Origin of the sequence: uncultured Cyclobacterium sp., assembly GCF_963976465.1 — a bacterium.
GTDB lineage: Bacteria > Bacteroidota > Bacteroidia > Cytophagales > Cyclobacteriaceae > Cyclobacterium.
The window spans coordinates 1-13,247 of record NZ_CAXBOC010000093.1; the positions used below are offsets into that span (position 1 = coordinate 1).

Sequence of the window (13,247 nt, forward strand, 5' to 3'; positions counted from 1 at the left end):
TCTGCTTGGTTGGATTAAAGATTAAGAAGCAAAACAGTAAGGATCAAATAGATTATAGGGTCAGGTATTTCCAAAAGGTAAAAACAACCTAAAAATTCCGCTTAAACCATCAGAAAAGTGGCCATAATCAGCTAATAAAACAAAAGAGGGGAAATCATTCGCCTTATAAACCTACTTCACAATACGATGATCTGAACCCTGAACATGATCCCTGAACCTGTGGGCCCCTGAGCGGAGTCGAAGGGTGCCGAAGAGTGGCGAAGGGTGGCGAAGGGTCTAAGGGGCCTAGGTTGTCCCAGAATTTTCCCGTATATCGATATCAAAACGCTCTACAGCTACACTTCTCGAAGCTACTATGAGTTCTCGTTTATCCAAGGTGATATTTTGAGCTGTCTCTACACAATTTACCGAAGCTCTAATTTGTCAGGGTTTTGTCTTGGATCCCAAACTGTTAGTATATTTATTATTTCTCCGTCTACCTCGTAGAAGATTAAATAATCTCGGACTAATTTCTGACGAACATTTTCAATGTCCGTTGACCGACCCATTTCTGGAAAAGTGGCAATCAGCTCTGTGGCGTCCTCAAACAAACCAATTAATTTTTCACTAAAGGATTCTGATTTGTTTCGGTTAGTCCAATACGCTATTATTTCTTTGAATTCCCTTTCGGCTAGAGGAGACCATTTTATTTTTTTAGCCATTTACGCACATTTTTGAAAACTTCTTCAGAATCAATTCCTTCTCCTTTTTCGATTTGTTTTCTGGCTTCAGCTATTTCAGCTTTTTGTTTTTCATTTGTCACATAAACCGGATCGTCAAAGTCAACCTTAAGAAGTCTATAAATTTCATCAATGATATCCTTGTCATGGATTGATTTAATTTTTTCGATAAGCCTATTTTTATGTTCGTCAGTTACCATAGTCTAAGATACTTATTTTTTTGTAATAAGTTGGAGAATATTCACTAGTGTAAGGCTTACTCAGTAGAGTAGCGCCTGATAGCCTACTTTATTAGTACCTATAAAGATAATAATAAGATGTAAACTATCAACGCTCCCTTGATCAAACCATAGCCTGTTATATACAGTAAGGTTTTACCTCATCTGGCTTACCGATAGCCTTCTTTATTTGCTTTTCACCTGCATCTACCCAGAATAGATATAATCTATCTACAACCACTTCCCTCCTATGACTCCGGTAGACCATTGCAATTCACATTGCTATTAATTTATGCAATGTTCTAGGGTTTTCCCGAAAAATCGTGATCAAAACGCTCCTCAGCTACCGATACATTTCTCGATGTTACTATGGTTTCACACTTATGCATTTTAGCTTGGACATTTGAGCATTCCGAGCTTCAGCGAACCCCACACAGTCGGAGCTCTTCTAAATGATCAGCAAATTATTTAGGTAGGGTTTACAGTTATCGGATTACCTCTGTTTCGTGGCAGGCTAACGGCAAATGTCAAATGCATTTTAATACATTTTTCAAAACATTGTGATGAATATTGATTTTATAACCATTCATATTCCGGCTCAGGTAATCCCATAAATTCTTTGCTTGACAATACAATGCTGTCAATTTTATTTAATATTTCACGCAATTTAAAAGCATCTTCACTTTCAGAAGTAATGGTATTTATTGTTCAATTTATTACCTTCACTTGATTGTTCTTTGTGAATTTTATATGATATGAGGGGGAAGGAATCAATGCGATGTTACTTTTTGGACGAAAGTCATTCGGATAGGTAGAAATGTTATAAGTTTCAAACATTTTCATTAATTCACATAGACTTGCTTTGGGAATAAAGAAAGTTGTGTCTGCATAAAGATTCTCTTCTTTGAATAGAGCAATAAGTTTTCTTAAATTCCCCGTTTGACTGTCGTAGTTGTACGAGTTTTCACTTTCTTCATCAATTTCAAATTTGAAGTCGCAATTCTTATCATCGGTCGACATAATTTTTCCATCACCTCTCCCACAACTTAAAGTGGACAGAATGAAAATCGTTATTATTATAATTTGTCTCATCTTAAATGCACCACAACAATTGTATATATAAATGTTTAGCCTCCGATTTGAGTAATAACCTATGCTATCAACCACTTAGCCTTATTATTTATCAAATTAAGTGTTTCGGTCAAAGAATCTAAGGGAAAGACCACCTTTTTATTGGTAATGGCAATAAAAAGATTTTCCGGTTAGATCTGCTTGGTTGGATTAAAGATTAAGAAGCAAAACAGTAAGGATCAAATAGATTATAGGGTCAGGTATTTCCAAAAGGTAAAAACAACCTAAAAATTCCGCTTAAACCATCAGAAAAGTGGCCATAATCAGCTAATAAAACAAAAGAGGGGAAATCATTCGCCTTATAAACCTACTTCACAATACGATGATCTGAACCCTGAACATGATCCCTGAACCTGTGGGCCCCTGAGCGGAGTCGAAGGGTGCCGAAGCCTCGAGGGTTGGATAGGTCAACCGTCAGAATGCTCAGTTATTGACTAAGGATATTCCATTGACCAATATTCTATTTAGTATACCTACAAAAATAAAAAGACAAATTAGTGGAATTGAAATGTCCTGATTTATTGAATTTCCCTGTGGATCTTTTCTTAATTTATCTTTGCTACCAATAAAAGCGCCGAATACAGCCATAATTGAAAAGGGTATACAAATGGTGGCTAGTATGCTTAGGATATGTGGGATAGGAAATTGAAAAAGAGTAACAAGGACGATGCTTAATAGTAAGGGCATTAATATTAAAGAAACCGACCATTTTTTTCTATTGACTTCTACGGAGCCAAAATCTTCAATGGCATATCTTTCAAATTGTTTTGCAGATTTCATCAATATTATGGTAACAATTACTATAGCAATGATTGAAGTTATTACCTGAATTACCCATGGAATATTGAGTAGAGAAAATACTTTTCCTGTATCTCCAATGGGGATTAAAGGTGCTATCATTAAGTATCCAAAAAAAGTAATTATTCCAGTTATTCCAAACCACAAAACAAATAATGATATTGAAGATGATTCCATTTTCTTCGAAGCTTGATAAGCTAAAACTCCTTGTACTAAGGAAAATAGGGGGGCAATTCCAGCTATCATTATTTCATGGTTTTTTATACCATTGGTTTCGGAGAAAACCCTATTGTGATAGAGTGTAGCCTCATACCCTAAAATTACAGACATGATATAATGTGCTAATTCATGCAATATTATGGTGAGTAAAAAGCCAGTTGCTAATCCTAAGGTTGAATTGATGGTACTCTTTATCATCTATTTTGCATTTAACCTCTTGTGCCCAATTTGGTTCTGCTTGGATCCGGCGGGTTTTCGGAGCCATTCTCTTCCAACCTCCTCCTAACCTCTTAAAGATACTAATTTTTATTCTTACTCGGTACCGTCCGCTGTACCCCGGCTGGGTGTAGAATCCTCTACACCCTTTTATTCCTAACTTACTTTGAAGTTGAAATCTTTTTTATGCCATTTGCAAAGGCTTCTGAAAGACCTCCTTATCCAAGTAAACAAATGGACAAAATTTTGGGACCCCATCCAAATCAACGACACTTTATTCAGTTACTCGGGCAGCATTTATTTGTAATTCAATCAAGGATAGACTATTTCTAGTTATGGGAGAGGCTTATCAAATAAGAGATCAGGAGATGCCCTATTTTTTAACTTTCCAAGTGGTGGGATGGGCAGATGTGTTTTCAAGAAAAGTCTATCGAGATTTTATCTTGGAAAATCTGGCTTATTGTAGAAAGGAAAAGGGACTTTTCCTCTTTGGTTATGTCATCATGACCAATCACCTTCACTTGGTTGTTCAACAAAAAGATGCGAAATTATCAGGATGGGTGCGTGATTTTAAGAAATTTACAAGCAAGAAATTGCTAAAAATGATAATTGAAAACCCTCAGGAAAGCAGAAAGGAATGGTTGAAGATAATTTTTGCCTATCATGCGAAATTTAATAAAAGAACTGGGGAGATGCAATTTTGGACACATGAAAACCATGCTGTCGAACTTTATCGAACTGAAATGATTGAAAGTAGAATGAATTATATACATGAGAATCCGGTAAGGGCAGGAATCGTGGAAAAACCAGAGGATTACATGTGTTCGAGTGCAAGGAATTATGCTGGATTAGAAGGTTTGATAACCGTGGATCATTGGTAATTCCGTCCAATTCCAATTGCAAATTGGAAAGGATAGAAGGGTGTAGTTGCAAACCTACACCCAGCTCACGAAAGTATAAACTACACCTAGCGGGGGGCCAGTGTGGTCAATGTTACAGACTATTATCCCTTTGGATTGGCGATGGATGGTCGTAGCGTGCAGGATAGTAGTTATAGGTATGGGTTCAATGGACTTGAAGGGGACGATGAGGTAAAAGGTTCCAAAAGGAGCTATACGACCGAATTCAGGCAGTTCGACCCCGTCGTTGGAAGGTGGTGGGGTGTGGATGCCCTTTCAGATCAAATGCCACAATGGTCTCCGTATAATTTTGGATTCAATAGTCCTTTAAGGTATGTTGATCCTACCGGACTAGCTCCCGATGATTGGGTAAAGGACAGAAACGGAAATGTTAAGTGGCGTGAAAACGTAAATTCTGCCGAAGAAATTGATCCCTTGTCAGGAGACACCTACTTGGGGAAATCAGGGGTAGGGTTGGACGAGTCCTCTGGAAATACGCAATTTTTCAACAGCGACGGAACTATTGACGAAGGAGTAAGGTCTATGGCGGAGTTTACAGTAACCGCTTCGGGAACCTCCCACGGAAAGGTTATGAGTAATCCCGTTGTAAAAGAAATGAAAGCGAATAGTGCGAGAATTAGGAGCGAAGCCTTGCCATTTGCCAGGCACATGACTAGAAGTACAATTGATGGAATAGGATATACGGGAGCCGGGATATCAGCTGTAGGGACGGCAGTAACTCCTTTTATGCCCCATTTAGGAGTTGGGTTATTGGCAGTTGGAGGGTCGGTTTCTACTATCTTTGGTGTGGCAAGTGCTACTATGAATTTTGCGGAAGGGGATATTAGTGGAGGTTTTGGTGATGTTGGAATGATGGTGGTAGGTAAGTATGGTAGTACTTTGATAAAAAATATGAGAAACAGAAGGAGGATAATAAACTGGACGGAACAGGTTGTTCTAGAATATACCCTCGAATCATCATTGAATATCGCTGACGGCATAAGGGCGAATTTGCAAGATAAAAAATAAAATGGAGTTATTTTTAGGTATACTTATGTTGGGCATTGGGTTTCACCTTTACAATAAGGAATTGCGGAAGGATGAAGAAGGTACTTCAATATTTAACATGTACTGGAAAACAAAACAAATGGGTTTGGTTTATGTTCTCATTTTAGGAGGGTTAGCGATTCTTTTAAGATCCCTAGTAATTTGGATTAGTTCATTGTAAGAGATCACATTATTTAATTTTTCTTACACACCAAATACACATAAAGAGTAAAATATGGAATTTGAGTCTTTAATTTGGGGTTACCTTCCAATTTCAATAGCTTTAACTGTTGGTATTCTCTCTTTTCGATTGATACTAAAAAAGCAGCTACTTTTGAGTGTTTTTCTCTTTCTTATAATTTTAGGTAGCAAATCTTTAGCCGCTTATATTTTGGTTAGTATACTTGTAGGGGCATGGCCTTCCTTCATGCCTCATATAATTATTTCATTTTCAATCCTTTTGCTTTTAGTACAAAAATATTTGCATAGTAGGAGCCAATCAAAAATTAATGAAAAACCTTAACTTTACAGAGAAGGGATGAGAGTACGTTTCTCCAAGGCGATTTGACATACGAATTACTACGACTTTAGCAACAAGCTGAAGAATGTGGATGGTACGGAGACCGAAAATTACACTTACGATCAGATCGGCAACCTCATTAGCGACAATGCCGAAGGCATTGATAGTATCGCCTGGACGCCTTATGGTAAGGTGAGGGCCGTGTATAAGGACGACAACTCCGAAGTCCATTTCAGGTACGATGCCTCTGAGGACCGACCGTTAAGAAACAGTCTGGGAGACTGTTTTAGGGAGGGGCCAGGATGCAGGGGAGGGCATCGCGAAGATAACGGAAACGGATACGACCATTTATGCCCGGGACGCCTCTGAGGACTGAGCGTTAAAAAACAGTCCTGGGGACTGTTTTAGCGAAGGGCCAGGTGGCAGCGCAGGCATGGCTGTCTACAAAAACGACACCTTGATAGAACAATCAATCTATGGCAGTTCCCGACTAGGTTTAATGACGGCCACATCCAAACCAGGCTACCGAACCCTGGGAGGTAAAAAGTACGAACTGTCCAACCACCTAGGGAATGTTCTGGCCGTGGTAAGTGACAATATCCAGCTAGATCAGGATTCCACCTGGGCATCCGTCATTAACACTACGGACTATTATCCGTTTGGTTTGGCGATGGATGGTCGTACTGTGCAGGATAGTACTTACCGTTATCTCTATCAGGGCAAAGAGTTAATAGATGACTTAAGTCTAAATATTTACGACCATGGGGCACGTTTTCTAGACCCTACGATAGGCCGCTGGATGTCTCCGGATCCGCTTGCATACAACGCTCCTGAATGGAGTCCATATAATTCGATGTGGAACAATCCGGTATTAAATATTGATGCCGATGGCCGTTGGGCTAATCCTGTTGTTAATTCGCAAGGGGAGTTCCTAGGGTATGATGAACTCGGGGCAGGAGGAGAGGCAATCGTTTATGACGGTGAGTTTAAGGAAGGCATGAGCCAGGATGCTATTTTCAACAACGGGGGACAGTTTGCGAATGATTTTTTTACCGGAAGCAATTTCAGCATGGGTGATGTCATGGATTTTCAATCCAAGGCGAACCAATCGTTTAAAGATAAGAGAAACACAGAAGCAGTATTAGCTACAGGAGATTTAATAGGTGATATTTCTACGGGCCTGTCTTTTATGACTGGTGGAGCAGGAAGTGCCAGGGTAGCTGCAAGGAACGGGCTTATGGCCAGGGGTATGGGCAATCAAGCACTTACGGCCAGCCCAACACTTTTTAAAGCAACAGAACAGACGAGTAGATCAGCGGTTAAGAGGATCGCCCAGAGTATGAGTCAGATCGGTTGGCAGGGTGAGGCAATTCATGCATATAAATTAAAGGACGGAACATTTGCCATACTAAATGGACATCATAGGGTTCAAGCGGCTACAAGGGCAGGAATAGATGTCCAATATAAAGTATTGAATTTTACGGAAGCACAGTCTCTATATGGCTGGAAATCAGAAGCTGAAATTATAATGTCAATTATTAGATAATGAGTCAGGAAAGTTTAATAGAACTCATCAATGAATATTTAAGAGATGTTGACATATTTATGTCTTTACTCCGACAGAAGATTGGGGATAATCATCCCCTTGCATCTGTCAGGAATGGTTTGATTCCGAAAGAGGGTTCGTTAGAGGGGATTAGGTATAATTTTCATGGTAAGGGATGTAAGTTTGAGAAATCGGGCAGGATTGTAGAGTTTGATTTTGGTAGTGGCTTAAATCATGAAGGTTTTGATTTATGGAGGTTGGGCATTTATGCTCATAGTAGAACAAGTGACTTCCCCCAATATCAAGACCAAAAGATACTTGGTGATGATTTTAATTTAGCAGTTTTGAAAGGGTTGATTTATAAAAGTAAGGATGAGTTAGATTCTAATTTTTATTTGGGATCCAATTTCAAGAAATAAGCAAAAACCCGGACTTGCCGGGCTTTATTTATTTAGCGAAAGCTTTTTTGGTTTTAAAATTTTGGATGTAGGTATCAATGACGTTGAACAGGACGCTTTTGGTATCGGCATCCATTTTTTGTATGTCGTTGATACGTTCCACCGTCTCTTTGTCGTAAGAGGCGTTTTCCCCTTCCCCGATCAAAAAATCCACCGTTACACCAAAAGCTTTGGCCATCTTGGCCACCATCTCGATAGAGGGTAAGTTTTCGTTGCGCTCATACTTTCCTATAATCTCTCCGGCTGGGTGTAGAATCCTCTACACCCTTTTATTCCTGACTTACTTTGAAGACGAAATCTTTTATATGCCATTTGCAATGGCTTCTGAAAGACCCCCTTTAGTAAACAAATGGACAAAATTTTGAATATTGTTTGACTGAAATTTGAGACCCCATCCAAATCAACGACACTTTATTCAGTTACTCGGGCAGCATTTATTTGTAATTCAATCAAGGATAGACTATTTCTAGTTATGGGAGAGGCTTATCAAATAAGAGATCAGGAGATGCCCTATTTTTTAACTTTCCAAGTGGTGGGATGGGCAGATGTGTTTTCAAGAAAAGTCTATCGAGATTTTATCTTGGAAAATCTGGCTTATTGTAGAAAGGAAAAGGGACTTTTCCTCTTTGGTTATGTCATCATGACCAATCACCTTCACTTGGTTGTTCAACAAAAAGATGCGAAATTATCAGGATGGGTGCGTGATTTTAAGAAATTTACAAGCAAGAAATTGCTAAAAATGATAATTGAAAACCCTCAGGAAAGCAGAAAGGAATGGTTGAAGATAATTTTTGCCTATCATGCGAAATTTAATAAAAGAACTGGGGAGATGCAATTTTGGACACATGAAAACCATGCTGTCGAACTTTATCGAACTGAAATGATTGAAAGTAGAATGAATTATATACATGAGAATCCGGTAAGGGCAGGAATCGTGGAAAAACCAGAGGATTACATGTGTTCGAGTGCAAGGAATTATGCTGGATTAGAAGGTTTGATAACCGTGGATCATTGGTAATTCCGTCCAATTCCAATTGCAAATTGGAAAGGATAGAAGGGTGTAGTTGCAAACCTACACCCAGCTCACGAAAGTATAAACTACACCTAGCGGGGCAAAGACTTTCCTCCCTTATGAGAAGTCTTTCTGTTGATTAGTAAGGTTTCTTTCTTTTTTTCAAACTTCACTTCCTGCTCCTTTTGCTTTTCAGCAGATGCTTCAAAAGAAAGCAACTATTGGTTATTATTACCCTCAAAGCGTTCCCTTTTCTTTGCGAAGGCGAGCCGCTGGAACTTCTGGACAAGGGCTTTTAGGTAGGTAGCCTCCTCTCCTTTCTCACGAGTGATGCGCTCCTTGCCACCCTGAAGGGAAAGGAATGCCACTAAACTGGTAGACCTACACGAAACCGATTACATAGCATTGACCCTATCTGTTATAACCACCCTATAGTACTTCGCACTACTTACCAAATGGTAAAGGAAAACTGTTAAGTTGTGACTCCATTGTATAAATTTGCTATTTTGTGACATTGAGTCACAAAATAGCAATATTAAATAAGGTAAGCCTCGGGGAATTAAACCTAAATAGATTAAAACAAACGATATTTTATAACAACCATAGAAGAGTTGTAACTTAATTCTTTTCCCAATTTTGTGAAGTTATTATTAATATTATAAAAATCATTTTCATTATCCTTAAAATAATCAATTATAATTTCTGGTGAGACAATATCATAAATAAACTCATCAGTTATTAATTTTACGTTCAAATTACTTATTCCATAGTCTATATCATTTATTAATTTTTTACCACTGTACAAAATTTTTCTTTTTTTATCGTAAATAAAATTAAATTTACCATCTCCATTGTACTTTGATATGAGATACCTACTATTAACATGTAGATTTGCTCTATGATAATAATATCTTCGATGAGTATTTTTGTCATTCAAAACCGATGCTAAATCATTATCATATATTAAATCAAGAGGAAATTTCTTTGACCCAAAATCTAGAACATATTTTAACTTAATATAATTGGATGCATCAAAAGAATAAATTGTATCCATGAATGAAGATGAAAAAAAAACTTCATCATTAACTTTAGAGAGAATATTATAATCTGCAAACATTTGAAATTTTCTTTCAAAATATGCAGGTAACATAGGGTAAAAGCTATTGGTTTTTGAATTCCAATTATATAAAATCCTTCCCGATAATTGATCATTTATTAATTTATCGTTTAAATTTGATGGTATATGGACTATATAGCTATCATTTTCTAAGAATAATAATTTAGAAAAAATTATATCCTTATAAATTTCATCAACAAATTTTCCATCAAAATTATATCTAATAATCTTATTTAATGACAATATGTCAATTGTATTCAATTTTGAATTCACAGTTACATCTAATATCGAGTTATATTGGCCCGGCCCATCTCCAAAATCATCAATAATTACAAATTTTTTGCTAGTTTCATTATATATAAATACTTTACTCAGATCATGAAAGTCACAAATAATTAGGAAATCATTAAATGAAAGAACTTTATCAATTTTTGATATAAATAATTCATCGGGCAACACAAAATATTCTATCTCATTTACAAATGAAGTCAATCTTAGCTCTTTATTTTTTTCAATTTCAATTACCTCAATATTTTTTAATTCTTGATTACTGTCTTTTTCAGCACATGCAACTTGAATAAAAATCAATATATACAATATATTTTTCATGCTACTATAGAGTTTAAATTATATGATAAATTTAATAAATATCTAATATAAATACATTAAGAGAGATTTTAAGGGCGAATATTTTAGTTTTTTTGACCTTATTTTGTGAAACATTTTTAGAAAATTCTTATATGATTATATATGGATTTTTCCTTGAATATAACTTTAATTCTCAGTAACGATAGCTCCCTACTGAATTGCGGTATGATCTAAATCATACTTTAAATATTATAATGGGCAAGTAAACTTCTTTACTATTTTCATACGGACATTCTTGCACAAATTCATAAATTTAATTTTTATACATTTGTAATAACTTCAACAGTTAATATTTTAGATATATCTTTTTAAAATATTTGAATTATCACAATTCTCCTAAAATCAATTTAATGAATATTTGGTACTAGCAGAGTACTCATTTAAATATTTCTTCAATTTGCCAACAAACTCTTTTTCTTCATTTCTTCCCTAATATTTTGGTTATCATGCCCACCCTAATAGGATTTGTCTAACCTTGCCTTTTCCTCAATAGAAAATTTATGTCCCAATTCCACCGCATTTATTACTTTATGAAACTTAAGGTAGAAGATTTTTACGCAACCACAAATAAGAGGGCCAATTATATAGGTTGGTGCCTCTTTTATTTGTGCAAATACGATAAATGTCATAAAATACCTATCAAAAAGAGGATAAACTCGTAAAAATGAACGCCACCCTAAGGCGCAATTAAACCATATTTTAAGCAATTTCTGTTAAATTCTTTTATATGGTTAAAATAGGTTGTATGCCCATTTGTTTTATAAGTAAATAAAGATTTTTCCCAAATTTAAATAATATTCCTACCACAATCTATCGCTAAACAACCGTTACTAAAATTCGAGGATTGATACACAGAGATATATTTTTAATAAATTCAAATTGTATAGATAAAAACAACCTATTAATTACCTTTAAAATCATATTAGGTTTAATCAAACAACTGTAATTTATATTTTTTTTGTGAAATAAAAAACTAAATCTCTAAATTATTATTGCGTCCTAGTCAATAGCATCATTAATGTAAAATAAGCGGCTAGAGTAAATAATAATACTAGCTTGCTCAAATTATTAGAAAAATTGACTGACCAATTTACAAAACACTGTACAGTTGAGGCAGGCAGAAAAAAGATGTGAAGCCTTCGACGGCTAAACGAATTTCGTCCCCTTCAATTTCTGTTGTTGAATTAGGCACAAATCAAATAAAGGCTTTGTACGGATAAGGTGGCTTTGCATCCATCCTTTGCATTAGATTTTCAAAAATTCCTTATTCATTTTATGTTGATTGTACCTGTAAGGTATTCTCGTTGATGTAGGGTTGAAGGTTTCTAACAGAATGGTGGGTCACCCTCAGCCAGGCTTTGATCATCATAATCACCCGATGCATCTGCTTGAAGTTCTCTCCCTTCTTTCCTGATTTTTCACAGACCAATCTTTGGAAATAGGCCTCCCTACCCGTATAGCCAGCCCAGCAGTCAGTCTTTATCTCTGCGTCCTTATCGATGTGATCTTTCATAAATCCTCCAAGCTTCACCTTCCTGGAGGTTTTTATAACTCTTCCGTACCAACGGGAAACTCCACCTAATCCCTTTTCTATGCCCACCACCATGATTTTCTTTTTTCCCTCGTTTCTCCCTAAAGCTTTGTCGTCCTGACCGCCGACATAGGATTCGTCCACTTCTACTTTTCCCATCATGGGGAAGTTCTGGCTACTTTCCATCGCCTTCATCACTTTCTGCTTAAAAAGCCAGCAGATCTTTTGCCTGAGCTCGAGTTTGCAGCTTAATTCTCCTCTACTGACACCATTCTTATCTGTAGAAACATAATATACGATATAAAATGCTTTAAGAAGAGAGAATTTACAGTTGTGAAAAAGGGTCGCAGCTTTTGGGGACTCAAGCCGTCGATATTTGACACATTGTCTGTAAAATTCATTAATACCTTTACAATAGTTAGTATGTCTGCTTTTTTTGCAAACATATCCATCCTTTCACTTCATGTTAGCCAAATATTCATAACAAGATCTATCATCGGGAACCGGTCCTGAAATTCGAATATTGATAGACTCTTATACCTTTTCTCCATAAATTCAACGTTTCCTAGCAATATTGCCCTATTTATTCCATTTAAAAAGCGCCTTATTCAATTCTGTTGTTTTAGAGGAATCACATCGATAAGGAATATTGCTAACGACTTTGATTTTCTAAAGGCGATCTCTATCATATGGATAATTCAAATGCCTCCTCTAAACTCAGTATCAGCTACCATAACATGCGTAATGATTCTGGCCTATTCAATAACCTGTACTTTTCCCTGATGGAAAGTTTAAATAAACACGGATCCCTCAGATTGTTAAAATGAAAATAAAAACCTTTGAATCAGTCCTTGACTCAACAGCGATGATTTTATTGCTTTCGGTCCTTGGTTGGGAAAGGTTCCGAACCTTAAAGAAGGCGGTATACGCACGATAATAGATTATCGTAGGAAACTAATTCTTTATATGATCATTATATTAGGAAGTATAAAAGAAAAATAAGTGAATATAATATATCCTTGGATGAAGGCCTAGTAATATTGGCAGATATTACAGCGAATTCCCACGGTGAGCATTAGGAGCGGCAATGATGCGTATTTAGTATTCAGCCACAAGAGGAATCTTACTTTCGATAAATTCAGAGAAAAGAAATTATATAAAAAAAGAA

At 36.4% G+C, this 13,247-nt stretch carries 11 protein-coding genes; 5 read left to right on the forward strand and 6 right to left on the reverse strand.

Annotated features, from left to right (window positions below):
• Positions 1–404: 404 nt before the first annotated feature.
• From AAC037_RS07345 to AAC037_RS07355, 3 genes are all read right to left on the reverse strand, one after another.
• Positions 405–701 (reverse strand): type II toxin-antitoxin system RelE/ParE family toxin, encoded by a 297-nt coding sequence (locus tag AAC037_RS07345; protein ID WP_339902369.1) that lies wholly within the window; start codon positions 699–701, stop codon positions 405–407.
• The gene (locus AAC037_RS07350) at positions 686–919 is read right to left on the reverse strand and encodes a hypothetical protein (protein WP_020891694.1); all 234 of its coding nucleotides are present in this window, start codon (positions 917–919) and stop codon (positions 686–688) included. Before AAC037_RS07350 ends, AAC037_RS07345 begins: the two co-directional genes overlap by 16 nt.
• Before the next feature lie 1,572 nt (positions 920–2,491).
• Positions 2,492–3,283 (reverse strand): hypothetical protein, encoded by a 792-nt coding sequence (locus tag AAC037_RS07355; protein ID WP_339902370.1) that lies wholly within the window; start codon positions 3,281–3,283, stop codon positions 2,492–2,494.
• Positions 3,284–3,636: 353 nt separating this feature from the next.
• Between AAC037_RS07355 and AAC037_RS07360 the strand changes: the two genes are divergently transcribed.
• The 4 genes from AAC037_RS07360 (at position 3,637) to AAC037_RS07375 (ending at position 7,732) form a co-directional block, all read left to right on the forward strand.
• Positions 3,637–4,182, forward strand: coding sequence for a transposase (locus tag AAC037_RS07360; RefSeq protein WP_339902371.1), 546 nt, complete (start codon positions 3,637–3,639; stop codon positions 4,180–4,182).
• A gap of 102 nt (positions 4,183–4,284) precedes the next feature.
• Positions 4,285–5,229 (forward strand): RHS repeat-associated core domain-containing protein, encoded by a 945-nt coding sequence (locus AAC037_RS07365; protein ID WP_339902372.1) that lies wholly within the window; start codon positions 4,285–4,287, stop codon positions 5,227–5,229.
• A gap of 971 nt (positions 5,230–6,200) precedes the next feature.
• Entirely contained in the window at positions 6,201–7,313 is a 1,113-nt protein-coding gene (locus tag AAC037_RS07370) for an RHS repeat-associated core domain-containing protein (protein WP_339902373.1), read from the forward strand.
• Positions 7,313–7,732, forward strand: coding sequence for a hypothetical protein (locus AAC037_RS07375; RefSeq protein ID WP_339902374.1), 420 nt, complete (start codon positions 7,313–7,315; stop codon positions 7,730–7,732). Before AAC037_RS07370 ends, AAC037_RS07375 begins: the two co-directional genes overlap by 1 nt.
• Positions 7,733–7,760: 28 nt before the next feature.
• Here the strand turns inward: AAC037_RS07375 and AAC037_RS07380 are convergent, their stop codons facing one another.
• Positions 7,761–8,027, reverse strand: a complete 267-nt coding sequence (locus AAC037_RS07380) for a helix-turn-helix transcriptional regulator (protein WP_339902376.1) — start codon at positions 8,025–8,027, stop codon at positions 7,761–7,763.
• A gap of 216 nt (positions 8,028–8,243) precedes the next feature.
• Between AAC037_RS07380 and AAC037_RS07385 the strand changes: the two genes are divergently transcribed.
• Positions 8,244–8,789 (forward strand): transposase, encoded by a 546-nt coding sequence (locus tag AAC037_RS07385; protein ID WP_339902371.1) that lies wholly within the window; start codon positions 8,244–8,246, stop codon positions 8,787–8,789.
• A 568-nt stretch (positions 8,790–9,357) separates the two neighbouring features.
• Here the strand turns inward: AAC037_RS07385 and AAC037_RS07390 are convergent.
• A complete protein-coding gene (locus tag AAC037_RS07390) occupies positions 9,358–10,509 on the reverse strand; it encodes a hypothetical protein (protein ID WP_339902375.1) in 1,152 nt (383 codons plus the stop codon).
• Between the two features lie 1,312 nt (positions 10,510–11,821).
• A complete protein-coding gene (locus AAC037_RS07395) occupies positions 11,822–12,484 on the reverse strand; it encodes an IS1595 family transposase (RefSeq protein ID WP_339902377.1) in 663 nt (220 codons plus the stop codon).
• Positions 12,485–13,247 lie beyond the last annotated feature (763 nt).

What these genes read in the sequence shown, in the direction of transcription:
- AAC037_RS07345 (WP_339902369.1), bottom strand. Translation starts at nt 701, where the DNA reads ATGGCTAAAAAAATAAAATGGTCTCCTCTAGCCGAAAGGGAATTCAAA.
- AAC037_RS07350 (WP_020891694.1), bottom strand. Translation starts at nt 919, where the DNA reads ATGGTAACTGACGAACATAAAAATAGGCTTATCGAAAAAATTAAATCA.
- AAC037_RS07355 (WP_339902370.1), bottom strand. Translation starts at nt 3,283, where the DNA reads ATGATAAAGAGTACCATCAATTCAACCTTAGGATTAGCAACTGGCTTT.
- AAC037_RS07360 (WP_339902371.1), top strand. Translation starts at nt 3,637, where the DNA reads ATGGGAGAGGCTTATCAAATAAGAGATCAGGAGATGCCCTATTTTTTA.
- AAC037_RS07370 (WP_339902373.1), top strand. Translation starts at nt 6,201, where the DNA reads ATGGCTGTCTACAAAAACGACACCTTGATAGAACAATCAATCTATGGC.
- AAC037_RS07375 (WP_339902374.1), top strand. Translation starts at nt 7,313, where the DNA reads ATGAGTCAGGAAAGTTTAATAGAACTCATCAATGAATATTTAAGAGAT.
- AAC037_RS07385 (WP_339902371.1), top strand. Translation starts at nt 8,244, where the DNA reads ATGGGAGAGGCTTATCAAATAAGAGATCAGGAGATGCCCTATTTTTTA.
- AAC037_RS07390 (WP_339902375.1), bottom strand. Translation starts at nt 10,509, where the DNA reads ATGAAAAATATATTGTATATATTGATTTTTATTCAAGTTGCATGTGCT.